Genomic DNA, 26,247 nt, shown 5'->3' on the forward strand with positions numbered 1-26,247 from the left:
ATAAGTATTAATTTTCTATATGTTTTGTGGCCAAAATAGGCCCAATTTTTTCTATGATTTTTCCAGCTACTTCAACAGATGTCCACCCTGCTGTATTAAATGGGGTTCCTTTATATGAACCTTTTTTATTTTTATATTCATATACGTAGTCTGATGAAGTTTTTGGCTCATCAAGTAGAACTATCAGCACATATTTAGGTTTAGAAGTGGGGAAAATACCTGCAAATGTATTTACTTTTGCTTTAGAATAACCTCCTACTATTGTTTTTTGAGCAGTTCCTGTTTTTCCACCAACTTCATAACCTTCAATGTTTACAAGTCCTGCTGTACCTTCTTTAGTATTTACAATTTTTCTAAGTATTGGATTTATCTTCTCTGAAATACCAGCTTTGATTATTCTTCTTTCTTTTTCAGGATCTTTTAATTCTTTTTTTATTAAGCTGGGCTCAATAGCAAAACCACCATTTGAAATTATTGCATAAGCTTTTGCTAATTGTAATGGAGTGGTAGTTATTCCATGTCCAAAAGACACTGTCGCAAGTTTACATTTTCCCCACTTAAATGGAATAGGCTCTCCAACCTCCTCTATGTCAAAATTTATTTTACTTAAGATTCCAATTTTTTCTAAAAAAGCTTTTAATTTAATAATTTCTAATTTTTGTCCAATTCTTACAGATCCTATATTTCCAGACCTAATTAAAATTTGTTCTACAGTAAGATGTGATGGTATTTTATTGTCATATTCAGAAATACTACTTTTTCCACATTGTAGTTTTTTTTCTAAATTTAAAAATTCTGTGTCAGTATCAATTAAGCCTTCCTCTAATCCAGCTGCTACTGTAAAAGTTTTAAATACCGAGCCCAGCTCATACACTCCTTTTGTTGCTCTATTAATAAAGTTGAGATCAACTATCTTCTCTCTTTTATTTAGATCAAAATCTGGATATGAAACCATAGATATAATTTCTCCATTATTAACATTCATCAAAATTGCTGTACTACCTTTACTTCTAAATATAGATTGAAACTTTACTAACTCTTCTCTAATTAAAAATTGTATGTCAGTATCTACTGTTAATTTAAGTGGTTTATTTGTTTGTTTTAATTTTTCATTAAAGGATTTTTCAAGTCCTGATATACCTTTATTGTCATCATCTATTTGACCAATGATGTGACTAAAGAGATTTTTTTGAGGATAAATTCTAGTTAATTTTTCTTCTGACTTAATTGATTTATCTCCAAGTAACATAATTTTTTCATAATTGTCAGAAGATATTTTTTTTTCCAAATAAAAGAATTTATTTTTTTCAAGCTTCTTAGTAATCTCTTCATAGTTTTTATCTGGGAATATTAACTGTAAATTAATTAATAGTTTTTTTTTATCAATTACTTCAATAGGGTTAATACCAATATCTATCGACTTAACTGTTTTAACTAAATAATTTCCATTTCTATCAAGTATGTCTGCTCTATAGTTTTTATTTATAGTTGAGAATTCCTTGCTATTTTCTTCTTTTAACGAGCCTAAATGAAGCAATTGTATTGAATAAATTACTGAAATCACCAAAAAAACAAAAAAAATAAACGCTATTCTATTAAATTGTATGTCTAAATTAGTTTTACTTTTTTTATATGAAAATTCATTTTCATATTCTTCTAGAATAATATTCTTTTTATTATTCATTTCCATTTTTGCTGATTAAGTCTTTTATTTCTAAAGTTTCATTATTTTTAAAGATTTCCTTAATATTCATAATTTCAATTTTGATTAAATCTTTTTCAAAATATTGCGTTTGATACTGAACTAGTTTTTCAGGAGAGCTCAAATAGTTAAACTCAAGCAATACATCTTCAAGTTCCGATTTTAAAGGTCTTATATTTTCTTTAACTATAAAAATTTGATCTTCTATTTCTTTTGTAGAATTTTTAATAAGTGATGTAATTAATATTAATACTAAAATAACAGCTACCACTAATTGTTTCATAGTTTTTTTGACAAATTTTCAATGTCAATTAAATGTTTAAATTTATCCAAGATATCTGTTTCAAAATCGAAAAAATCTTCTTTTTTAATTACATAACGTAACTTGGCTGATCTAGAAGGTGGATTTTCTCTAATTTCTTTATCACTTGGTACTATTGGTTTTTTTATAACAGATTTAAATAAATTTAATTTTTCTTCTGTTTTTGGCATATGTCTTGAGATGCTTTTATTTTCAGATAAACTTTTAAAAAAGTATTTAACAATTTTATCTTCTAAAGAATGAAATGTTACAACTGCAATAACTCCATCCTTTTTAACAACTTTAGCAGCATTAATTAATCCATAAATTAGTTCACTAATTTCTTTATTTACAAATATTCTTAATGCTTGGAAAATTTTAGTTGCACTATGTGTCTTATAATTTCTTTTTCTTTTCGAAGATTCTATAATCCTAACTAGCTCTTCTGTTGTGATCTCTCTTTTAGATCTGTCTTCAACAATATTGTGTGCTATTCTTTTACTGTCTGCTTCATCCCCAAAATATTTAAATATTTTGGTAAGTTCTTTTTCATCTAATTGATTAATTGCTTCTTTTGCTGAAAATTCATTTATACCCATTTTCATATTAAGTTCACCAATGCTATCGAATGAAAGACCTTTTTTTGGGTCTTTAATCTGGTTCAAGGAATACCCTAAATCAAAAATTACAGCTTTTATATTTTCATGTTTTAACTTTAGATTGTTTAATTGACTGAATTTTATATTTTTAAATAATAGCCTATCCTCAAAACTATTTTGAAGTTCTTGAGCTTTTATAGAGCTCTCAGAATCTCTATCTAATGCAATTACTTTTGTTTCAGGAAAGTTTAATATTCTTTTTGTGTATCCGCCTTGACCAAACGTACAGTCAATAAATGTGCCACCATATTGAGGGGTAATAATGCTAATTATTTCACTTAGCAATACCGGATAATGATTTCTCACATCTGGTATTATGGTGGCTATCATTTATTTTTTTGAAGACCATTAATTCTTTTGTCTTCTTAAAAATGCTGGAATTTCTAGATCATCATCTTCTGAGGTATTTTCCGAAGTTTCAGTTGATAAAAATCCTTCTGTCTCTGAAGTTGCACTATCCGAACTAAATAGATCTGGCGCGTCTTCACCTTCTACACCAAAGTTTTCAAGTCCATTAGAAACATGCTCCTCCTCCATTGGGCTATTTTCTTCAGGCTTTGCAGTTGTAAGTGCCTCCTCTGAAAAAGATTGCTCATAATCATTTGATTGATTGTTTTCAACAATACTTTCAACTTCTTGATTGCTAACAGTTTGCTCATTCATCATTTCTGATGATGTAGTATTTGTAACTGGTTCTGCAATTATTTCATTTTCTAACTTTAATGCATTTGCTCCATGAGAAATAGGGCTAGTCATTGTAGGTGAAAAATTAAACGATTGAGCAGAACTAGCACTGTTAAAATCTGAATAACCAGGATTTCTATTTTGTATTCTGTGAACCATATTGATTACAGATTTACTTTCTGGTTGTTGTCCATCTAGTGCCGTTGCAACTATTGATACTCTAATTTTTCCATCAAGGTCGCCAGATGTAATAGCACCAATAATCACCTCTGCTTCAGGATCTACTTCAGCTCTTATTTTATTAACCACTTCATCAACCTCAAAAAGTTTAAGATCCTTACCACCGGTAATATTTACTAGTAATCCTTTCGCACCTTTTAACGTATAATCATCAATCAATGGGTTGCTAATTGCCATGTCTGCTGCTTTAGCTGCTCTACCTTCTCCTTCAGCTTCACCAGTTCCCATCATTGCTTTACCCATTGAAGCCATTACAGTTTCAACATCAGCAAAATCTAGATTAACTATACCTGGTCTAACCATAAGATCGGTCACACTCTGTACACCTTGCATTAAAACATTATTTGAAAGATTAAAAGATTCTTCAAATGTAGTTTGTTCATTTGCAACCTTAAATAGGTTTTGATTTGGAATTACAATAATTGTATCCACATGTTTTCTTAATTCTTCTAGGCCTACCTGAGCTCTTCTCATTCTTGATGGCCCTTCATATAAAAAAGGAAGTGTTACAACACCTACTGTTAAAATATTTAATTCTTTAGCAGCTCTTGCAATAACGTGTGCAGCACCTGTGCCAGTTCCACCACCCATACCAGCAGTTATAAAAACCATGTTTGCACCCTGAAGAGTATTTACAATTTCATTTAAAGATTCATCTGCAGCTGCTTGACCAATGTCATGTTTTGCTCCAGCACCTAAACCTTTTGTTAAACTTAGGCCAATTTGAATTCTTGCTTTAGCTTTACTTAACTTTAAATCTTGAGCATCTGTATTTACTGCTATGAACTCTACTCCTTGAAGTCCATTATCAATCATTTCATTAAGTGCATTTCCACCTGCTCCGCCAACTCCCACTACTAATAATCTTGGTTGTAATTCTTTTATTTCTGGTGATTTAAAGTTAATTGTCATTTTTATTTCCCCTCATTGTTATTAAAATGTTTTTCCCATTTAAGACTTGCACGATTTAGATTTGCTTTTTTTCTTGCGTTGATCTTAAATTTTTCAAATGCTGCTGGTTCCCATATTTGGAATGTTTGACCTTGACCAACAAACAACATGCTATTTTTTATTTTTGCATGTTTTAATAATTTTGTTGATAATGAAATTCTACCTTCACTATCAAATTGTAAATTCATACTCTCAGATAAAATTGATGTTGCAAAATAATCTCTTTTTTCTTCAAATGGACTTAATGAATCTATACTTGCAGAAAGTTTTTCAATTCTATCTTGTGAGCAAGCTTCTATAGACTGATTATTAAATGAGGGATAACAGATAACACCATTGTATCCTAAGTTAGAAAGGTGAGATCTAAAACTAGCAGGCACAGATACCCTTCCCTTTTTGTCTATTTTGTTCTCGTAAGTAGATAAAAACATATTTTTTATATTTCATAAATTCCATATTTGGGAATATATGGGACAATATGGGTTTTTAAAGATAGAGTCAATATGTTCATTTTAGGCTTAATTGGCAATGATTGTAGATAACTTTTATGTATCTACATAAAGTCAAAAATCAATTTTTAGTTTTAACTCAATACAATTCTAAGACTAAAAATAAGAACAGAAATGATTCAATTATGAATCAAAAGGTGAACATCTAAAGTTAATTAAAATTGAACTGTGGATAAGTTTGCTAGACAAACTATAAGCCGGGTTCTGTCATTTAAACCTATCATTTCTCTAGGCTTAAGATCACTCTTAAGCTCATGCAACTAACCCTGATGACTAGCCAAAGACGGCTTTTAGTTTTGCAACAATGTCATCTCTACTTAGTCTTGCTCCCAGTGGGGTTTTCCAGCGTTCATTGTTACCAATAGAACCGGTGCGCTCTTACCACACCTTTTCACCCTTGCCATGTTATGGCGGTATATTTTCTGTGGCACTATCCCTAGGGTTTCCCCCGCCAGGTATTATCTGGCACTGTGTCTTTGCGGAGCCCGGACTTTCCTCTTTAATAAATTAAAGCGATAAGTCGTTCATCTAGCAAATGTAATTTATTACTTAATTATAGAACTTCAAGAAAAATTTAATTGTATGCTTTGATGAGGCTTTTATTGATTAATAAGGACTCTTGATCAATTTTTCCATCAACCAACTCTTGTCTAAATCTTCTTTGAAAAGATTTTATTAATTCTATTAAATATTTATTCCTACCAATATTTTTTGGAAATGTTTTTGAATATCCAATCTTAAACAGGTTTCTAAAAAAAATATTCTCTTCTACCTTGCTTATTTTTAGCTTTCTATTCTTTAGTAAATCTTGCTTATTTAATGTGTGCCATATCCCTATTTTATTTTTAGCCAAATATTCCCATGGGAACTTTTCACCTGGATCTTTTTTTCTAAGTACTGCTATGTCTGAGTGTCCCAAAATATTCTTAGGATTAATTTTATATTTTTTTATTAAAAACTTACTTAACTTTACAAGAGTAGTAATTTGTTTTTGTGTAAAATTTTTATAACCGTACTCATGTCCTGGGTTTGTAATTTCAATACCAATAGAATTTTGATTTAAAGACTTATAATTTTTCCAAGAAGATTTTCCTGCATGCCATGCAATATATAAATCAGGTACTATTTTTACAATTTCTCCATTATTTTTGATTAAATAATGACAGCTAACCTCAGATTGTATTTCTGTTAATCTTTTCAAAGCATCAGATTCGCTTTTCATACCCGTATAATGAAAGATAATAAATTTGATTTGCTTAGAGGTTCTTTTTTTAGGATTAAAATTTGGGGAATAGTTTAATATTGTTTTTAAAGCCATTTTTGCGTCATATTTAGAGCTAAATCTAGATTTACATTGATATTATATACATTATATAATCATAGGATAATGAAAAAAATTTTAATAACTTCACTAATAAGTTTAATGTTAGCAACAAATGTGAGTGCTGATACAGACGGTGAAAACAACTTATCTAAAAAAAATTCTGGTGAAGTTAAAGACTGTTTTGAAAATGTAAATAGAGCAACTTTTAAATTTAACCAAGTGTTAGATGGTGTTATTTTTGAACCTGTTGCAAAAGCTTATAGAATTTTACCCTCTCCAGTTAGAGCTGGGACAGGTAATGCTTTAGACAATCTCTCTACACTTGTAACAATACCTAATAATATTCTCCAAGGAGAATTTAAAAAAGCTGGAGTTAACACAGGTAGATTTATTGTTAATACAACAGTTGGAGTTGTTGGAATATTTGATGTGGCTGAAAAAATTGGTTTTCCAGAGTATGAAAAAGAAGATTATGGCCAAACACTTGGTGTAATGGGTGTTGGTCCAGGATGTTATCTTGTTCTACCTGTTTTAGGACCATCCACTGTTAGAGACACAGCTGGATCATTTGCAAATATATTAGGCGGAGATGCTTGGTATAACGTTACTGTAGCTAATGATACTCAGCATTTTTCTGACTTTGATTATTATGCATCAAGAGCAAGTTCTGGGATAGATTTTAGAGCAAAAAATATAGACTCGTTTGAAAACTTGGAAAAAAATTCAATAGATTTTTATGCTTCAGTTAGAAGTTTATATTTGCAAGATAGACAACAAAAAATAGCTAACTCTAATGCAATAACTGAAACCCAAAACGATAGTGATTGGGAAGAAATAGAAGCTCAATAAATTATAAAACTTAATGAGATTAAAAAAGTTTTTAATATTTACCTTCGTCATAATTAACTTTGTTGGTATTAATCAATCATATTCAATTGAACCAGATGTATTTGTTCAATCAACTGTGAATAGAGCCTCTGAGGCCTTAAATAACAAATATTCAAAAGAAGAAAAAATAGAAAAGCTAAAACAAATTGCAAGTGAAACAGTTGATATCAATGGTATTGGTTATTACACTTTAGGAGCTTATAGAAAAAATATAAGTGACAATGAAATAAATCAATATGAGATGCTTTTTGAACAATATTTTCTAAAAAGTTTTTCTAGTCGACTGGCTGAATACTCAAATCCAGAGATTGAAGTTGTATCTAAAGAGAAATTAAATGAAAATTATACAATGGTATCTAGTATTTTAGTTGGAACAGAACAAAGGCCTGAGGTTAAAATTGATTGGAGAATTTATACAAAAAATCCAGAAAATCCTTTAATCAGAGATTTAATTATTGAGGGCTTAAGTCTAGCAAGAACTCAAAAGGAAGAATTTTCTTCTATCATTCAAAGTAATGATGGGGATATCAACGCTCTTTTTTCTATTTTAAAAGAGTTTATTAAATAATCATCTATAAAAATAATTTTTGGTGGGCCCGCCAGGACTCGAACCTGGGACCAATACATTATGAGTGTACTGCTCTAACCAACTGAGCTACAGGCCCTAAAAATTAAGCTTTAATTATATTATAATGTAACCGATGTCTAGCATAGGTAAAAGATAATGAAAATGGTGGGACTGGTTGGTTACGCTCCAACTACCCCTGCAATGTCAATGCAGTACTCTACTATTGAGCTACAGTCCCTTTGAATTTTAACTTTCTAAAAAGCTTTTTAACTGTTTGGATCTGCTTGGGTGTTTTAATTTTCTTAAAGCTTTAGCTTCTATCTGTCTAATACGCTCTCTTGTTACAGAAAACTGAAGACCCACTTCTTCAAGAGTATGGTCTGTATTCATTCCAACACCAAATCTCATTCTAAGAACTCTTTCTTCTCTTGGTGTTAAAGTTGATAAAATTTTAGTCGTAGCTTCACTTAGATTAGATTTAATAGCTTGTTCTAAAGGTGCTAATGCTTTTGTATCTTCGATAAAATCACCTAAACTACTATCCTCTTCATCTCCAACTGGTTTTTCAAGAGATACTGGTTCTTTTGATATTTTTAAAACTTTTCTAACTTTATCTAAAGGCATTCTTAATTTTTGTGCTAGTTCTTCAGGCGTAGCCTCTCTACCAAACTCACTTAAAATTAATCTTTGGGTTCTTACAATTTTATTTATAGTTTCAATCATATGAACTGGAATTCTAATCGTTCGAGCTTGGTCAGCAATAGATCTAGTGATTGCTTGTCTAATCCACCAAGTGGCATATGTTGAAAATTTATAGCCCCTTCTGTATTCAAATTTATCTACAGCTTTCATAAGACCGATATTTCCTTCTTGAATAAGATCTAGAAACTGAAGTCCTCTATTTGTATATTTTTTTGCAATTGAAATTACCAATCTTAAGTTTGCTTCAACCATTTCTTTTTTTGCAATTCTAGATTCTTTTTCACCTTTTTGAACTCTGCTAACTATTTTTTTATAATCAGTTACTGAAATTCCAAGTTTATGACTAATCTCAATTAATCTCTCTCTTATGTTTTTAAATTCATCTTTATTTTTTGAAAAAAACTGTTTCCACATGGGGTTAGTATCCAAGAACTTTTTAAGATTTGGGTTAATTTCATTGCCAATATAAAACTTAATAAATTCATTTCTTGGAATTTTTTGATCCATTGCCAACCTTAGAAGATTTCCTTCTAGTGAAACAATTTTTTTATTTTCCACATAGTGTTTTTGAACCAATTCCTCTAATACAGAGGGTGACAATTGTAATGATTTAATATTTTCTAAAATATCACTTACAATTTTATCATGTCCTTTTTCTTTAGCAGCTGAGAAACTTACTGCATTTAAAATACAATCAAGTTTTTCTTTTTGATACTTGATTAATTTTGCATATTCTTTTGTTAAAGTATTAACAGTTTTTAAAACTTTTGGTTTAATTTCAGTTTCCATTGCTGCAAGCGTTGGATTAAACTCATCATCGTCTCCATTATTCTCTTCATTTTTATCAGTTTCCCCAGAATTTCTTTGTTTAGCACTTGGCCCTGTATTTTCATCTTCCATGTAGTTAGTATCAATATCAATAATTTCTCTAACTAATATTTCATCACTTTGAAGTTTTTCATCCCACTCTACAAATTGTTGTGCAGTAATTGGACTTTGTGCTAATGCGATAAGCATTACATCTTTTCCAGCTTCTATTCTTTTTGCAATTGCAATTTCACCTTCACGAGACAAGAGCTCTACTCCACCCATCTCTCTTAAATACATTCTTATAGGGTCATCACTTTTTTCAATTGTCTTGCCTTCTTCTTTAGATGAATTTTCTTTTTTTCTTAAAACTTTAAAGTCAGATTTTTTTTCAACCAATGCTACACTCTCATCAAGAATGTGCATGAAGGCTTGTTCTAAATTTTCGTCTGAAAGATTTCTTTTACCTAATGATTTATTTAGCTCATCAAAAGTTATAAATCCTCTATGGGTTCCACGACCCATAAGTCTAGCAAATGATTTTGTAATTATTCTTTCCACAATAGTATATTTGAGAAGACTTATATAAGCCCAATTTGAGAAAAATCCACGTATTTTTTGAAGGATTTAATTGATGTTTTTTTGTTTTTTTAGCTCTCTTATTTCGTTGAAAGTGCTTTCACTTAAATCTTTAGAGAACTTCGACTCGAGCTCTTCAATCCTAAACTCTAAATCGTAGTTTTTGAGGTCTCTAGAAACTTCGTCTAATAATTCAAACATTTTATTCTGATCATTTTGGTGATTATTTAGAATATGTTTTATTGAGGCAAATTTGAAGATTTTTTCAGTTAATTGAGGGTCAATTGGAATTTGATCTAAGGTAAGTTTTTCTCCACTCTTTAGTTTAATTATCAAAGTTTCAAGGATTAATTTATTTTCTTCGCTAAATAGATTTATATTTTCAATCATGTGAATATTTTCTTGAAATAAATCTAAGTTATTCATTATTAAATAAAGCAATGAAAATTCTTTAAGCTCAACACCACTCAATAATTTACTTTCATTAAAGTGTTTTTGAGTAGACTGTAATGATTTAACTTTTTTGGTATAAAATTGTTTTTTTCCGATATTGCTATGTGGGGTTAAAGATGAAATTTTCTCCAAAAAAAACTCTAGTACATATTTTTTTATGAAATCATCTTTAATAGTTGCGGCAATAGTTCTTAATTTTTTTTCAAAAATAGCCATTGATGAAGGATTGTTATCAGTTTGTTGTTTATAATGGTTAAATATAAACTGATGAATTGAAATTTTTGCCTGTTTTGTAAAATCAATAAAATTTGCTTTACCATTTTTATTTGCATAACTATCAGGGTCTTCTCCATCTGGTAAAAAAAGGAACGAGATTTGTTTTTCTGGTTGTAACTCTTTAATTGAATTTTCTGCTGCTCTAAGAGCTGCTTTGTATCCACTTTCATCACCATCAAAACAAATAATAATATCTTCAAAGAATTGGTTAAGCATTAAAATTTGACGATCCGTTAAAGAAGTTCCAAGATTTGCCACAACATTTTCAATTCCATTTTTACTTAAACCAACTACATCCATATATCCCTCAACTAAATATACATGATCTATTTTATTAGATAATCTTCTAGCTAAGTCTAAATTATATAAATTAGAACCCTTTTTAAAAAAAGGTGTTTCGGGAGAATTAATATATTTTGCTGAATAACTATTTTCCTGGATGGTTCTTCCTCCTAATCCAATAGGTTGGCCTGAAATATTATTAATTGGAAATATTATTCTATCTCGAAATCTTTCAACGTATGTATTCTTTTTTTCATCTAAATAAAAAAGACCACTTTCAACCAAAACTTTTTCACTAAATTCATCTTTTAATTTTTCATAAAAATTTGAGTTTCTTTCAATAAAACCTATTTTAAAATTTTTAACCTCTTCTTTACTAAGGTTTCTTTTTTTTAAATAATCTCTTGCAATAGTTAAACTTTCATTTTTTAAAATTTCATCATGATAAAATTGAACATATTGATTGTAGATTGAGCAATATTCTTGCCAATTTTTTTCACGTTCTTCATCTTGCTTTGAAAATGTGTAAGGTCTCATACCTGCAAGATTTGCTAATGATTTTACCGCTTCTCCAAATTTCAAATTTTGAGTTTTCATTACAAAATCAAAAATATTTCCATGTTCCGATGTTGCAAAACAATGATAAAATTCTTTTTCATCATTAACTGTAAATGAAGGCGTTTTTTCAGTTTTAAAGGGTGATAAACCTACAAATTCTTTGCCTCTTTTTTTAGACTGACAGACTTTGATACAACTGTCGAAACCTTTAAACGAGTTTTAATTTCGTCCAAATACTCTTTTGGGTATTTCATTATTTATTTAATAGTTCTTTTAGCAAAGGTCCAGCTTTAGCAAAATCTAGATTGTCAGGGTATGACTTCTTTAATTCACCCATTACTTTACCCATGTCTTTAATTGATGCAGCACCCAATTTACTTATTGTATCTACACATATTTTTTTAGTTTCTTCATCACTTAACTGCTGTGGTAAAAAACTAGATAAAAGATCAAATTCATTTTGCTCAACTTCTAACAAATCCAATCTTTCATTCTTTTTATAGATCTCTATTGATTCGGTTCTTTGCTTAATCATTTTCTTTAAAAGTTTTTTTATATCATCATCGTCTGTTTCTTTTATGTTGGCTCCAGATCGATTGACAATATCAAGATCTTTTATTCCAGATAAAATTAACCTGTAGGTTGAGATTTCAACCTTATTTTTTGATTTTAGAGAATTTTTATAGTTAGTTTCTATTTTTTCTTTCAATGTCATAATATTTTTTAATCTACTGCAAAGTGAAAATTCTTCAAAAGAAAAATTGTTTTTTTATAATTTTATAATACATCTCTGTTGCGATAATTAGGGTTTTATTGTATTAACCTTTAACTCATGAGTTGTAATTGATCAAAAAAGCAAAAAAGATTAGCTCTAACAAAATCTCACAGATTCACACAGGCGTTTTAGTTCTTGAAAATAAAACTATCTTTAAAGGAGTTGGTATTGGCTATCAAGGAACAGCAACGGGTGAAGTATGTTTCAATACTTCTCTAACTGGTTATCAAGAAATTATTTCAGACCCCTCTTACGCTGGACAAATTATCAATTTTACCTTCCCTCACGTTGGTAACGTTGGAACTAATAAAGAAGATTTAGAGTCTGATAAAGTTTGGACCAAAGGTGTAATTTTTAACTCTGAAATAACAAGTCCTTCTAACTATAGATCTTTAGCTAATTTAGACCTGTGGTTAAAAAAAAATAAAATTGTTGGGATCACTGGTTTAGATACAAGAGGCTTGACTAATTATATTAGAGATAAAGGAGCCCCTAAAGGTACTATTTCTTTTTCTAGTAAAAGAAATTTCAATATTAGTAAATTAGCAAATATCACAGCGAAATGGAGTGGATTAAATAATTTAGATTTAGCAGAACAAGTAACTACTAAAAAAAATTATATTTGGTCAGGTTTTAAAACTTGGAAAAAAGAAACTGGTTATTTAAAAAATAAGAAAAGTTCATTACATGTTGTTGCTATTGACTATGGGATAAAGAAAAATATTCTAAGATATTTCTCAGATCTTAATTGTAAAGTAACAGTGGTTTCGTGCAAAACGAGTGCAAAAGACATACTTAAATTAAAGCCAAATGGGATCTTTTTATCTAATGGTCCTGGTGACCCTGCAGCAACTGGTAAATATGCAATTGGAATCATTAAAGAATTAATAAAAAATAATTTACCTATTTTTGGTATTTGTCTTGGTCATCAAATTCTAGCTCTAACACTAGGTGCAAAAACTAAAAAAATGAAACTAGGTCATAGAGGCGCTAACCATCCAGTTAAAAATTTAATTAAAGACAATGTTGAAATCACCAGTCAAAACCATGGCTTTGAAATTGTAAGAGCATCATTGCCAAAAAATATTGAAGTCACTCACAAATCTTTATTTGATAATTGTATTGAAGGAATTAGATTAAAAAATAAACCTGTTTTTTCTGTTCAATATCACCCTGAATCAAATCCAGGACCACAAGATAGTGTTTACTTATTTGAAGAATTTATTAACAACATAAAAAAAAATGCCAAAAAGAAAAGATCTTAAAACTATATTAGTCGTTGGTGCTGGACCCATTATCATAGGTCAAGCATGTGAGTTTGACTACTCAGGGACACAAGCCTGTAAAGCCCTTAAAGATGAAGGTTATAAAGTTATTTTAATTAACTCTAACCCAGCAACGATCATGACAGATCCTGGTGTTGCAGATAAAACTTATATCGAGCCAATAACGTTAGAAGTATTAGAAAAAATTCTAAAAAAAGAAAAACCAGATGCAATTTTACCAACAATGGGTGGTCAAACTGCTTTGAATTTAGCAATGGAAGCAGAAAAAAAGGGAATTCTTAAAAAATATAAAATTGAGTTAATTGGAGCTAATTCTAAAGCGATCTCTAATGCAGAGGACAGAAAAAAATTCAGAAAAAATATGTTAGATATTGGTTTGGACTTACCAAAATCTAAAGTGGTATCTCATATTAGAGATGCTGCAAAAGCTTTAAAACAAATTGGGTTGCCTGCAATCATTAGACCTGCTTTTACTTTGGGTGGTTTGGGTGGAGGAATTGCTAAAACTGAAAAAGAATATCTTAAAATAGTTAAAGATGGATTGCACGAATCCCCTGTTAACCAAATTTTAATTGAAGAATGCCTTGAGGGTTGGAAAGAATTTGAAATGGAGGTTGTCAGGGATAAAAAAGACAACTGTATTATTATTTGTTCTATTGAAAACATTGATCCAATGGGAATTCACACGGGAGATTCGATTACCGTTGCACCCGCTCTAACACTCACAGATAAAGAATATCAAGTTATGAGAAATGCCTCAATTGCTTGTCTTAGAAAAATTGGAGTAGAAACAGGTGGATCAAATGTTCAATTTGCAATCAATCCTAAAGATGGCAGAATGGTTATTATTGAAATGAACCCAAGAGTGTCACGTTCATCTGCCCTTGCATCTAAAGCAACTGGATTTCCAATTGCAAAAGTTGCAGCAAAACTAGCAGTTGGTTACACTCTTGATGAATTAAAAAATGAAATTACTAAAACAACGCCTGCTTCTTTTGAACCTAGTATTGATTATGTGGTAACAAAAATACCAAGGTTTACCTTTGAAAAATTCTCTTCTTCTGAGGCGGTTCTTGGAACATCAATGAAGTCAGTTGGTGAAGCAATGGCAATTGGGAGAAACTTTAAAGAATCTCTTCAAAAAGCATTGGTTTCTCTTGAAATTGGCTTTTCAGGCTTAGATCGTATTTTTCTATTAAACAAAAAACAAATTGAAAAAGAATTGAAAAAAAATATTCCAAACAGAATATTATTAGCTGCTGAAGCGTTTAGAAAAAAAATAAATCTTAAAAGAATTCACCAACTTTGCAAAATAGACCCTTGGTTTTTACAGCAAATAAAGGAAATTGTTGATGAAGAAAATAAAATACAAAAAAAAGGTCTTCCTAAAGACTATAATGAGTTTAACAGAATTAAATCAATAGGTTTTTCTGATAAAAAATTATCTGAAATCACTAAAATTCCTGAAGACCTTGTTAGAAAAAAAAGAACTGCTTTAAAAGTATTACCCGTTTACAAAAAAGTAGATACCTGTGCTGCTGAATTTAAATCATTCACTCCTTATATGTACTCAACCTACCAAAGAAATTATGCTTTAAACTCAGAATGTGAGGCAGAACCTTCTTCAAGAAAAAAAATTATAATCTTGGGTGGTGGACCAAACCGTATAGGCCAAGGTATTGAGTTTGATTATTGTTGTTGCCAAGCGAGTTATGCTCTTAAAGATAGTGGTTTTGAAACTATAATGATTAACTGTAATCCAGAGACGGTTTCAACAGACTACGACACAAGTGACCGACTTTATTTTGAACCTCTTAAAGAAGAGTATGTTTATAATATTATTAAAAAAGAACAGCAGAAAGGAAACCTTGTAGGTATCATTGCTCAGTTCGGTGGGCAAACCCCTATAAGACTTGCAAAGTTTTTACACGATAACAAACTTCCAATTTTAGGTACGCAGTACACTTCAATAGATTTAGCTGAAGATAGAGATAGATTTAGAAAATTACTTGATAGATTAAAATTAAAACAAGCAGAAAGTGGTATTGCTAAAACTTACAAGCAAGCCATTCAAATTGCTGAAAAAATTGGACTACCCTTAATGGTAAGACCTTCTTATGTATTAGGTGGAAGAGCAATGGAAATTGTTCATGAGAAAAGCCAATTAAAAAATTTTGTAGAAGAAGCATTTAAAGCTGCGGAAGATAATCCGATATTAATAGATAAGTTTATTAGTCATGCTATGGAAGTTGATGTTGATGCGATATCTGATGGTAAGCAAGTATTTGTTGCAGGTATCATGCAGCATATTGAAGAAGCGGGTATTCACTCAGGAGATTCTGCTTGTTGTCTGCCTCCTGTATCTATTAAACCTAAACTAATTTCTGAAATAGAAATTCAAACTAAAAAATTAGCTCTAGCATTAAATGTTAAAGGTTTTATGAATATTCAATTTGCTATTAAAAATGATGAAATTTATGTAATTGAAGTTAATCCAAGAGCAAGTAGAACGGTTCCTTTTGTGTCTAAAGCAAAAGGTCTTCCTCTTGCTAAAATTGCATCACGTGTAATGGCTGGTGAAAAACTATCAAAGTTCAATTTAAAAAATAAAAACAAAAACCTATTTGCAGTTAAAGAGGCTGTATTTCCTTTTAATAAATTTCCAAATAGTGATCTATTGTTAGGGCCTGAGATGAAATCAACAGGTGAAGTTATGGGATTTGATAAAGACTTTGGTATGGCTTACGCAAAAAGCCAAATTGCTGCTTCAAACTCATTGCCCACTAAAGGTCTAGCATTTATCTCTCTAAAAGATGGTCATAAAGATGAAGGTGTAGATCTTGCAAAACAATTAATAAAATTAAATTTCACTTTATGTGGCACTGGTGGAACTGCTGATTACATTCGTAAACATGGAATAAAGTGTAAAACAATAAACAAGGTAAGCGGAGGCTCTCCTCACATTGTTGATGTACTAAATTCTAAAAAAATTGCTTTAGTTATTAATACGGGTGGTGGAAATAGTGAGCATCGTCTTCATGATGCAATGGCTTTAAGAAGAGCAACCCTAGGGAATAAAGTTCCTTATTGTACAAACATGTCTACTGCTCAAGCTTGCTTAATGGGGATTAGATCTTTAAAGACAAAAGAGATTACAGTAACTGCGCTTCAAGATATTTAATGTGAAGACAAGCCAGTTTTCTTAAAATAAATTCCATAATGGAAAATAGCCTATAAAATTTATTTTAATACTTAGCCTACCTTTGTTAGTGCTCAAACCGAGTGGGTTTAACTAACATTTATACTGAATTTACTGAGCTTTAAAAGTTTGTCTGAAAAATATTAAATTAAAAGATTTTCTTTAAATTAATCGTTGCTTCATCAAAAGTATTTGGTTTTAAGGCATCTTGATTATTTAATTTAAAATCAATTTCAAAATCATCGATATTTTTACTTATCTTATACTCAGATCCTAAATTTTCTGAGCCTACTAATTTAAAAGCATAGTTAGTTTTTCTGTTAGGTAAATATCCTATCGCTAAATGTATTTTATCAGTATGACCCGTGCCTAATGCTTGATTTCTCTCATAAATTAAAAAGATACTAAAACTATCAGGTAAAATTATATCTATACCTAATTCACCATTTAAATTATGCAAAGCACCTGAATTTAGTTTGGTATCAAATTCACCACTTGTTGCATCAGAGACATAAGAATATTTTATATTAGAAGAGCGATTTAAGTTTGCTTTGTATTCTAATTTTCCATGCTTTCTGATTTTATAATTATCATTTTCTAATTCATCAATTGCAGCAATTGAAAGCCTTGCATTTCTTGATTGAATGCCTTGCTTTTTAAATTTCATAGCAGTGTTACCACTTTCTTGATAGCTATCTAACCGGGTATAACCAAGGTCTATTTGTCCAGAAGGAATTAGAATTAAATTATTTTTCTTAATCTCATCTTTTAATTTAATTGTTCCATATATTTGTCTACCTTTTCTATCAGCGGTTACACGTTTACCATCAAGTACTGACAAAATATCCGAGTTAAGAACGCCCACTCCAAAAACAGTGTCTATAAATTTTGTGTCATCTTCAATTGGTGATGAGGTATAATGGGTTAAATTATAAGTATCCGTGTCTAAATTGCTTCCAGCTGAGCCAACTTTAACATCATTTTTACCAAACCTAAAAGCAAGCCCCCTTATGCCATTATTTTTAGTAAATTTATCTGCTCCAACTGTAATTACGTTAGTTTTAATCTTTTTAAATGAAGAAACTTTTGTGTCTCCAACTCTACCCACAGCAATACTTCCTTCGCTCCAATAAAATACATCTTGTTGTTTTTCCTCTTTTTTCTTTGTAGTAGCTGAGGTTTTTACAACTTTAGTAAGAGAGGCAAGCATTTGATTGGTAAAATTAAAATCTAAATTAAGATTAGTTAAGTTTTGACTATCTTTATTTCTTCTAATCCACTTCAATCTATTTAAAGCAGTGTCCGTTGAGTGTTCAATGGTTCTTGTTGCAACTTCTATTTGTGCAATAGCTATTCCCGTTCTGACACTATTTTCTGTAACTGGAGGACATTTTCCTGCAATAATATTAAAGGGACAAACTAAATCAAATTCGTGAATTGTATCACTCCCACCAACAGTTTTGTCATTACCTATATACATTTTTAAACCACTTGCACTGAATGCAATTCCTCTTGGTTGAGTTACGGTACTTTTTAAAGAATCTAAAGAGACTGTACCATCTATAGTAAATCCTGATGTATCGTATGCCGATGTAAGTGAAATTTGAGTCACATCTTGTGAACCAAGATTATGGTCAACAGAAAAAATCCTTTTTCCATTTGCGCTAAATCTAATAGAGTAAGGATTTGCTGTTTCACCCTCTAGCTCAATTCCTGCAGTGGTAACAAGTGATATAGTAGTTAAGTCATATGGAGTTGAAAGTTGGTACTCCAAAAGTCTGGTATTAGGTGCGAAGGTTGAGCTAAAGCCATGAAAGATTAAAAATAATTTTGTTCCATCATCATTAATTTCCAAACCTTGAAGACGATTTTTGCCTTTACCGGAAGTTACATCTCCAGCATTACTACCATTTTGTAAGGCATCACTGTCAAGATTTGAAGTTGCATTATTTGCATATAAACATGTTGAAATATCATAGGCTGTAGTTAAATCAAATCTAAATACTTTGTCAAAATCTGCACCATCACTGGATTTACCCTCTGCAAAAAATAGTTTCATTCCATCACTACTAAATTCTAAATCATATGAACCGTTGTTGTCCCCCCCGTGATCTAATTCGCATCTTTCATTGGCCCCCGCATAAATTCGTGTGGAGATATCAAATGGTGTAGATAGGGTGTATTCATTTATATGTGTATAAGTTTCTCCATCAGTTGTATTATTAAGTGTGAACATTTTTGTCCCATTTTTATTAAACTGAATACCTTGTATATGGTTAGCTCCCCCATCACTGACTGTTGCTGACTGTATATGGGTAACCATAGCTCCAAATGAATTAGAGATGGGAAGTATAAATAATAAAATTAAAATAAAGTTTTTTATAAATTTCATAAGATTAAAATGTTGCTGGCAATTTAATACTCAAGTCTTTAAATTGTTTATTTACCAGTTCAACTATTCCAGCTTGTGATTGCATCAAAATAAAAAATGATGACAAAAATAGACCAACAGCTAATTTTCTTAAAAAAAATACCATAATGAAAAATACTATATAAAATTTAATTTAGCGGTTTTTCAGTTCTTTTAAGTGCTCAAAACGGGCAGAAATTCTGATATTGAGTGCGTTTTATCGAGGATAAAATAATCTTCATCAAAAATTCAAATATATAAATTTTAATAAATCAAGATGCTTAATTTAATAAAAAAAAGTAAAAAATTAATTATAAAAGGTGCTCTTAAACTAAAGGTATTTTTAGTTTTATTTAGTTTATTTTTTTCATCACTAGCTTTAGCTGAACCTACATTTATTGCTAATCTTGATATCAGCGACGATGAAGGAAGCGCTACTGGGATAACATTTAAACCTGATGGTACCAAAATGTATATTACAGGAATTGGTGCTGATAAAATATTACAATATAATCTAACGACAGCTTTTGATATTACTTCAGCAGCTTTAGAAAAGTCAGTGCTTATAAGAACAGTAGAGGGTGCACCAGAAGATGTAAAATTTAATTCAGATGGAACTGTAATTTTTATTTTAGGAACTGGAGGTAATGGGATTGATAGATGGTCTTTAAGTACACCATATGATATTGGATCGATCACTGCAGCAGATACCACTTTTACTTCTATTGGTGGTGATCCAAGAGGACTTGCTTTTAATAATGATGGAACAAAAATGTTTGTTTTGAATCAGACAAATACGCGGGTAGAAGAATATAATCTTTCAACACCATATAACCCTGATACTAAAACTTTAACCAACACACTTACTAATGCAACAAGTAGTAATTTTCATCAAGGACTAGGCTTCAATGCTGATGGATCAAAAATGTTTGTAGTAAAATCAAGAGGTGGCTCTAACACTGATAATAAAATTGATGAATACGCTTTATCTACTGCTTTCGATATATCAAGCTCAAGCGCAACATTAACTGGTACATTCTCACCAACTCATTCCAGTGATGAATACTTAAGTGGCATGGCTTTCAATGGTTCTGGAACAAAAATGTATCACATAAATTGGCGTGATGATGAAGTTCGAGAGTATAGCTTAAGCTGTCCTTTTAAAGTCACTAGTTCATCAACATGTGATGCACCACAAAAAAATAAAGATGTAAGGGGTGTAGTTGATGCACAAATTAATACTGCTAAAAATTTTGCAAAAGATTCAAGTCAGTCTGCTTTAAAAAGACTATCTATTTTAAGAGCGAATAAATACTACAACGCAAGTGCACAAAATATAGAGTTAAACTTTCAAAATGAATTATTAAAGAAAGTATCCAATAATGTTTTAAGTTCCGCACAAGCTAAACTAAATCCACTTCAAAAATTAGATCAAATTTTACCTAATGATTGGGAGGTATGGTCTGAAGGTAGTATTAGTTTTGGAAAAATTGGTGAGAGTTCCTTAAGTTCTGCTCAAGATATTGATAGCCTTGGTATAACTGTGGGTGTTGATACAAAAATGGATAATGACCAAATATTAGGAGTTGCTTTAAGAGTAGGTAACACTGATGTTGATGTTGGAACCTTTGGTTCTAAAGTTGATACAAATGCATTAAGTTTATCTCTTTATGGAATTAACAGTTTAGAAAACAGTAATTTTTTAAAACACGTTTTTGGAGTTAGTTATTTAGATAGTGATATTGTAAGAAAATATGAAGGAAATACCGACATAAATACGGGTGACCGTGAAGGTAAGCAGGTTTTTGGTTCACTTAATTTTGGAAGAGAGTATGAAAATGGTGATTTAATTATTACTCCAACAGGTCGTATCGATGGAAGTTATACAGCACTTAATGGTTATACAGAAAGTGGCAGCGCTGCAGCACTTAGTTATAATGATCAAGACATTAAATCTTTAATGGCTTCTTTAGGAGTATTAATAGACCAAGATGTTGATCTAGAAAATTCAACTGTAAGATCTAGAATTAATCTTGAATACAGTAAAGAGTTTGCCTCAAGCTCTAAGGTGGTAACAAGCTACGTATCAAACAGTGAAAGTTTTGAATATCAAGCTGATAACAAAAATAGAGATATATACACAGCAGGACTTGGTTTAGATTTTAAGCATGACCAAGGGTTAATAATTAGTACTGATTACGAAAGACAGCAAATCAAGGGTCATGGTTATATTAATAAATTTACATTATCAGCAGGCTTTTTATATAGAAAAGAAACAGAGTTTGCACTTGGTCTTGATGAAGAAATGACTTCGAGCTTTAAAATTTCTAAAGCACTAGGTGTATTTGATTTAGAATTTGATTTAGAAAATAATTTTTCAAATCAAGAAAATCATAATGCTAACTTATCTATATTAAGTAAATTTTAATGAGTAAAATAAAAATAGTTTTCTACTTAGCTTTAGCTTTTATTTTTTATAAAGGCTTTGTTGCATTTCAAAATTTTGAAATTGGTGTTGATGACAGGGTTGCATCTATAGAAGAAAAAGCAGATTTTGAAAAAGAAGGTGAAGTAATTGGTCTCATGATGTATTTAGGTGACCCACCAGAGTTATATGAACATTTATTAACTAAGAATAAATCTAGGTGTTTAGAAATGAGACAAACAGCAGAAGAGAGCTCCTCTGCATACTATGAATGCGCAAGAGTGAACGCCGTCCTTAAAGGTGGAAAAATTGTAAGCATTATTAATGAAATTGAAGTTATAGAATAATTATTAAATTAAAATTTATTTGAAATTTCTATATTTGCACCATAGTCAGGTACATCACTTATAAAATTATAATTAGAGCTCATCTTTAAATCAAAACCATTTATGTTATTCTTATATGAGAAACTAGTATTTTCAAAATTATTCAAATCAAATACAAATTTCATTGCGTCTATTGGAACATACCCTACAGATAAATAAATGTCATTACTATAACCTTTTCCATTAGATTGAAGTCTCTCAAAATTTCCAACGAATGACCATCCTGTTATGGAAGTGACATCAAAACCATAACCAATTCTAAGATTATGCTTTGATTTATTTTCTACATTATAATTGTAAACTGTACTTTGACTATTAAGATAATAAAATTCTGCATCTGATGATGGGCTTAGATCTGCAATATATTCTAATCGACCATGGTGATTAATAATTTCATCTTCTTCTTTATCTGTATCTGTTTTATCTAAAAGGACACCAAGTGTTATTAATGCTGATTTAATATTTTGCTCTTTATAAAGTAGTGCATCAGCTAAACTATCTCCAACAATAGTTCTTTCTCTAAATGCTTTTAGTTTTGTGTACCCTAAATCTAATTTAATACCTGGATTGAGATTTAAATCTTCATCAACTATTCTTTTTCCAAAATTAAATGATCCATATATCTGTTGACCTTCTCGGTTTCCCTCTAAAATGTTACCATAAATAACCCTTTTTTGATTTATATCTAGTAAACTAACTCCAATTAATGCATCTGTAAAAAAATGATCATCTCTAAGTTTGGTATCATATAAGGCAAAACTATATGCATCTGTCTCTAATTTTGTTCCACTACTTCCAATATCAACATTATCGTTTGCATACTGAAAAACGTATCCATGCATAGCATCTCTATCATCATCTTTAATTTTATCTGCACCAACTGAGATACCATAACTGTGAAAGTCTCTTGATGATGAATTTATAGATTTATTTTTACCTAAGCTAATTCTACCTTCACTCCATTTAAACCAATCCTCACTATCATAACTTCTATCATTTTCTTTTTTAGAATTTTTAAGAGCACTAACTAATTTTGATATTTTTTCATTTGTAAAATCAATTTCTGCATTAAGATTTGATAAATTATCTTTATTTTTATGTCTTCTTAACCACTCAATTCGATGAAAGATTGGAAGCGTATTATTCTTAATTATACGTTTTGATAATTCTACATTAGCTTCTATGATTGCTTTAACATCATTATTATTTGAGGCATCAATACAAGTAATGGTACCAGCGCAAGCTAAACTATATTCAAAAATTTTATTTGTTGAAGCAGTAGAGCCAGCATCATTAGTAACAAACAACTTCGTAAAATTTGCTGTGAAAATAAAGCCTCTCATATGACTAACTCTGCTACCTAGCTCGTATTCAGTAGAAGTAGAAGAAATAGTTGTGATATCCCAAGGTGTACTTAGAGTGTATTTATGTATATTATTATTACCATCACCTGCGACATACAAAATTGACCCATCCGAATGCAATTGAATATTTCTCATTCCTCCGTCAGAAGAGCTGGCTAGACTGGCTGATAAAGAACCCACTGAAACTCCAGATCGAAGATCAAAAGGAGTTGTTAATATATATTCTCTTATTTTATCTTGAGTTTTTCCACCCACAAACATACGTGTTCCGTCAGGTTTAAATGTTAAAGTTCTTACTTGATCTTCATTGCCAACACCCGTTATGTCTACTTCAAATATTTTCTCACAATCCAATGTAGAAGTATCCCAAGCAGTTGTTAATTTAAATTGATAGACTGCAACTCCAGGATTTCCAGAGTGATCTTTGTTGGTAGTTATAAACATTCTTGTTCCATCAGGTTTAAATTCAATAGCGTGTGGTAACTGCATATCTGTACTACATGTTAATTTTGTTCCAGCTCCATCAACAAATGTTCTTGTTGCTGTACTTATATCGAATGGAGTGCTGAGCGAATATTGAACTATGTAGGCATCATGATTTGCAACACGATTTGTTATATACATTATGCTTCCGTCTGGTTTAAAGTTTATTCCTCTAACACCAGGTACATCTGTGGATAGTATTTTTTCTTTTTGAAATTCTAAAAAAGCAAAAGCATTAGAATAAAATAATGCTAAAAAGCTAAATACAAAAAATGATGTTTTGAGAATTTTTTTCACCTTAGCAGATTAATGAAATTAGGATAAATACAACCGTGTTGGTGCCCAAATCGAATTAAATTTGTTAGCTATAATATCATTTTAGAGTTTTCTCACATGTCGTGTTGACAACTGATCAAAATGGGTGGAAAAAACAACTTGTAAGACTTTAATAGAAATCATGATTAAAATTACAAATAAAACTAATGAAGAACAAATCTTCAAAATTATTAATGAAAATTTTAGTCAGTTAGCACCCTCATATTATTCGTTGGTAACTCATTGGTTTATTAATGCTTATAAAAATTTTAAAGGTATCGATAAGTATATAATTTTAATTTATCTGATTAATAAAGACTTTATTCACTATAGAAAAAATGGACTAATGGTTGATTATGATACGTTTTATAAGGATAAAACACTAGAAATTCCAAATATTAATATTTCAGATATTGCAAGAGACCTTCTTATACCTAAGGAAAATGTAAGAAGAAAAATATCTGAATTAGAGAAAAAAGGTATTATTAAAAGAGCAGGAAAAAAGATCTTTATTGAAAGACCTGGCTTTATACAAACAAAAGCTAATATAACTTTAAAAGATTTTAGTAGTTTGGTTTCTACGTTTAGTGAAATTTTAAAAGATAAAAAAATAATTAAAGAACCTTTAAACACAGATCAAATTTCAAATTTAATTAAAGAAAATTTTTCTTTTTGTTGGTATCAATTTTACAAATTTTTATTCATATTTTCTAACCGTTGGAAAACAGATACTAAAACTCAGGATTTAGAAACAATATGTGTGGGATTAATTGTAATGATTAATACTGTTCAAAATAGGGGTTTCAAAGACAAGAATTTAGATAGACAAAAATATTTTAAAGCAGTTCAAAAATCTAATCACATTGGTATTAACGCATTTTCTATAGCTGATATTACGGGAATTCCAAGGGCTACCGTTGTAAGAAAATTACAATTTTTAATCGAAAACAAATTTTTAAATATTAGTGAAAAAAAACTTTATAACTTTGCTATGGGGACACAAACTAAACAATTTAAAGTGCTCACTAAATTACAAGATAAAAATATGAAAGCTTTGGGTAAATTTTTGTATAAGGTTTTTAATCAGATTAAAATAATAAACACTAATTAGATTTTCTTAAAATAAAAACAAAGATTACGGAGGTTGCCATCATTACTAATGCATAGGCAGCTGTGGGTACCATATAAATAATATTATCAAATAATTGAGTAGCAACAAAAACTGCTAGGGTTCCATTTTGCAAACCACATTCTAAAGAGATAGCTCTTTGTTGAGGTGTCCCTGATGCAAAAAATTTAGCAACATAAAATCCTATCACCATCATAGTTACATTTAATATTAAGGCTATTAAACCTGCTCGAGTTAAAAAGCTTACAATTTTATCCCACTCTTCAATATATATTGCAGCAAAAACAAGTAAAAATAATGCAATAGAAAATCTTTGAATAAACTTCAAATTTTTTATGACAAGGTCACCAGTAAAATGCCTGATAGTCATTCCAATTATTACTGGAACCGTAACTACAAAAAACATTTTTAAAGAAATGGATACCATTGTTATTTCTCTCTCAACATAGGTGATATCAAACAGATTAATTGAATTGATCACAATGAATGGCACTGTTACTATACTTAATAAGCTCATAACTGCTGTCAGTGATATTGATAGCGCTACATCACCCTCTGCAAATTTTGTAAGAACATTGGAGGTTACACCCCCTGGAGCAGCTGCAATTAGCATTACTCCTAAGGCCATTTCAATCGGCACACCTAAGGTAATGATAAGTAGATAGGCAACGATTGGTAAAACAATTAACTGACAAATAAAACCAATAAAAAAATCTTTAGGGTTTTTTGCAACTCTTAAAAAGTCATCTACTGTTAAAGAAGCTCCTAGTCCAAGCATAATAATAGCTAGAGCGATTGGAGCGATGTTGGTTACTATTTCCATTAATTTAATTTAAAATTTCATGCATAGTTCCACCCATTTTGATCATTTGTCAACCCATTTTGGTCGGTTGTAAACAGGACAAGATAAATCCTAAAAAAAAACTACAAATATTAAAGTTAATTCGATTAAAGAACTAATAAAGATTTATTCTAAATACACTAAGATGCTT

General features: G+C 30.3%; 20 protein-coding genes, 2 tRNA genes and 1 other RNA gene. 7 read left to right on the forward strand and 16 right to left on the reverse strand.

The genetic code is table 11. From position 1 onward, the window contains the following. Positions 1-7: 7 nt before the first annotated feature. The 7 genes from AC5SL4_RS05100 to AC5SL4_RS05130 form a co-directional block, all read right to left on the reverse strand. Entirely contained in the window at positions 8-1,690 is a 1,683-nt protein-coding gene (locus AC5SL4_RS05100) for a peptidoglycan D,D-transpeptidase FtsI family protein (RefSeq protein WP_494587201.1), read from the reverse strand. Continuing rightward, a complete protein-coding gene (locus AC5SL4_RS05105) occupies positions 1,677-1,985 on the reverse strand; it encodes a hypothetical protein (protein ID WP_011281424.1) in 309 nt (102 codons plus the stop codon). Before AC5SL4_RS05105 ends, AC5SL4_RS05100 begins: the two co-directional genes overlap by 14 nt. Continuing rightward, entirely contained in the window at positions 1,982-2,992 is a 1,011-nt protein-coding gene (gene rsmH / locus AC5SL4_RS05110; protein WP_006997877.1) for a 16S rRNA (cytosine(1402)-N(4))-methyltransferase RsmH, read from the reverse strand. Before rsmH ends, AC5SL4_RS05105 begins: the two co-directional genes overlap by 4 nt. Positions 2,993-3,010: 18 nt before the next feature. Continuing rightward, on the reverse strand, positions 3,011-4,498 hold the full coding sequence (gene ftsZ / locus AC5SL4_RS05115; RefSeq protein WP_011281425.1) for a cell division protein FtsZ: 1,488 nt from the start codon (positions 4,496-4,498) through the stop codon (positions 3,011-3,013). A 2-nt stretch (positions 4,499-4,500) separates the two neighbouring features. Next, positions 4,501-4,968, reverse strand: a complete 468-nt coding sequence (gene mraZ, locus AC5SL4_RS05120; protein WP_006997875.1) for a division/cell wall cluster transcriptional repressor MraZ — start codon at positions 4,966-4,968, stop codon at positions 4,501-4,503. A 255-nt stretch (positions 4,969-5,223) separates the two neighbouring features. Continuing rightward, an RNA gene (gene rnpB / locus AC5SL4_RS05125) (RNase P RNA component class A) lies at positions 5,224-5,578 on the reverse strand. Between the two features lie 42 nt (positions 5,579-5,620). After that, on the reverse strand, positions 5,621-6,364 hold the full coding sequence (locus AC5SL4_RS05130; RefSeq protein WP_011281426.1) for an N-acetylmuramoyl-L-alanine amidase: 744 nt from the start codon (positions 6,362-6,364) through the stop codon (positions 5,621-5,623). Between the two features lie 69 nt (positions 6,365-6,433). Between AC5SL4_RS05130 and AC5SL4_RS05135 the strand changes: the two genes are divergently transcribed. Together AC5SL4_RS05135 and AC5SL4_RS05140 are read left to right on the forward strand one after the other, a co-directional pair. Next, positions 6,434-7,219: an MlaA family lipoprotein gene (locus tag AC5SL4_RS05135; RefSeq protein ID WP_006997873.1), complete on the forward strand. Its 786-nt coding sequence runs from the start codon at positions 6,434-6,436 to the stop codon at positions 7,217-7,219. A 13-nt stretch (positions 7,220-7,232) separates the two neighbouring features. Continuing rightward, a complete protein-coding gene (locus tag AC5SL4_RS05140; RefSeq protein ID WP_018414348.1) occupies positions 7,233-7,826 on the forward strand; it encodes a Tgt2/MlaC family protein in 594 nt (197 codons plus the stop codon). Between the two features lie 20 nt (positions 7,827-7,846). Here AC5SL4_RS05140 and AC5SL4_RS05145 read toward each other — a convergent pair. From AC5SL4_RS05145 to AC5SL4_RS05165, 5 genes are all read right to left on the reverse strand, one after another. Then, a tRNA-Ile gene (locus AC5SL4_RS05145) sits at positions 7,847-7,923 on the reverse strand. A 66-nt stretch (positions 7,924-7,989) separates the two neighbouring features. After that, positions 7,990-8,064 (reverse strand) — tRNA-Val (locus AC5SL4_RS05150). 8 nt (positions 8,065-8,072) lie between these two features. After that, a complete protein-coding gene (gene rpoD, locus AC5SL4_RS05155; protein WP_006997871.1) occupies positions 8,073-9,896 on the reverse strand; it encodes an RNA polymerase sigma factor RpoD in 1,824 nt (607 codons plus the stop codon). Positions 9,897-9,962: 66 nt separating this feature from the next. Further along, positions 9,963-11,675 (reverse strand): DNA primase, encoded by a 1,713-nt coding sequence (gene dnaG, locus AC5SL4_RS05160; RefSeq protein ID WP_494587612.1) that lies wholly within the window; start codon positions 11,673-11,675, stop codon positions 9,963-9,965. A 61-nt stretch (positions 11,676-11,736) separates the two neighbouring features. Further along, positions 11,737-12,198, reverse strand: coding sequence for a GatB/YqeY domain-containing protein (locus tag AC5SL4_RS05165; RefSeq protein ID WP_020169684.1), 462 nt, complete (start codon positions 12,196-12,198; stop codon positions 11,737-11,739). A 128-nt stretch (positions 12,199-12,326) separates the two neighbouring features. Here AC5SL4_RS05165 and carA point away from each other — a divergent pair, with 128 nt between their 5' ends. After that, the gene (gene carA / locus AC5SL4_RS05170) at positions 12,327-13,523 is read left to right on the forward strand and encodes a glutamine-hydrolyzing carbamoyl-phosphate synthase small subunit (RefSeq protein ID WP_494587202.1); all 1,197 of its coding nucleotides are present in this window, start codon (positions 12,327-12,329) and stop codon (positions 13,521-13,523) included. Continuing rightward, a complete protein-coding gene (gene carB, locus AC5SL4_RS05175; RefSeq protein ID WP_494587203.1) occupies positions 13,501-16,725 on the forward strand; it encodes a carbamoyl-phosphate synthase large subunit in 3,225 nt (1,074 codons plus the stop codon). The genes carA and carB overlap by 23 nt, the downstream gene beginning before the upstream one ends. A gap of 166 nt (positions 16,726-16,891) precedes the next feature. On the opposite strand, the gene AC5SL4_RS05180 is transcribed toward carB, so the two are convergent. Together AC5SL4_RS05180 and AC5SL4_RS05185 are read right to left on the reverse strand one after the other, a co-directional pair. Beyond that, complete coding sequence (locus AC5SL4_RS05180) at positions 16,892-19,135, reverse strand: autotransporter domain-containing protein (RefSeq protein ID WP_494587204.1); 2,244 nt, start codon at positions 19,133-19,135, stop codon at positions 16,892-16,894. Positions 19,136-19,139: 4 nt separating this feature from the next. Further along, complete coding sequence (locus tag AC5SL4_RS05185) at positions 19,140-19,280, reverse strand: hypothetical protein (protein WP_006997864.1); 141 nt, start codon at positions 19,278-19,280, stop codon at positions 19,140-19,142. Positions 19,281-19,430: 150 nt separating this feature from the next. On the opposite strand from AC5SL4_RS05185, the gene AC5SL4_RS05190 reads away from it, so the two are divergent. After that, positions 19,431-21,581 (forward strand): autotransporter domain-containing protein, encoded by a 2,151-nt coding sequence (locus AC5SL4_RS05190; protein WP_494587205.1) that lies wholly within the window; start codon positions 19,431-19,433, stop codon positions 21,579-21,581. Continuing rightward, positions 21,581-21,925 (forward strand): hypothetical protein, encoded by a 345-nt coding sequence (locus AC5SL4_RS05195; RefSeq protein ID WP_011281436.1) that lies wholly within the window; start codon positions 21,581-21,583, stop codon positions 21,923-21,925. The genes AC5SL4_RS05190 and AC5SL4_RS05195 overlap by 1 nt, the downstream gene beginning before the upstream one ends. A gap of 8 nt (positions 21,926-21,933) precedes the next feature. Here AC5SL4_RS05195 and AC5SL4_RS05200 read toward each other — a convergent pair whose 3' ends face one another. Further along, entirely contained in the window at positions 21,934-24,108 is a 2,175-nt protein-coding gene (locus tag AC5SL4_RS05200; protein ID WP_494587206.1) for an autotransporter domain-containing protein, read from the reverse strand. Between the two features lie 160 nt (positions 24,109-24,268). Between AC5SL4_RS05200 and AC5SL4_RS05205 the strand changes: the two genes are divergently transcribed. Continuing rightward, positions 24,269-25,237: a MarR family transcriptional regulator gene (locus AC5SL4_RS05205; RefSeq protein ID WP_027307134.1), complete on the forward strand. Its 969-nt coding sequence runs from the start codon at positions 24,269-24,271 to the stop codon at positions 25,235-25,237. Here AC5SL4_RS05205 and AC5SL4_RS05210 read toward each other — a convergent pair. Continuing rightward, complete coding sequence (locus AC5SL4_RS05210) at positions 25,230-26,078, reverse strand: bile acid:sodium symporter family protein (RefSeq protein WP_006997859.1); 849 nt, start codon at positions 26,076-26,078, stop codon at positions 25,230-25,232. The two genes, AC5SL4_RS05205 and AC5SL4_RS05210, sit on opposite strands and share 8 nt — an antisense overlap. Between the last annotated feature and the right edge of the window lie 169 nt (positions 26,079-26,247).

This window comes from Candidatus Pelagibacter sp. PS_02 (genome assembly GCF_059418065.1).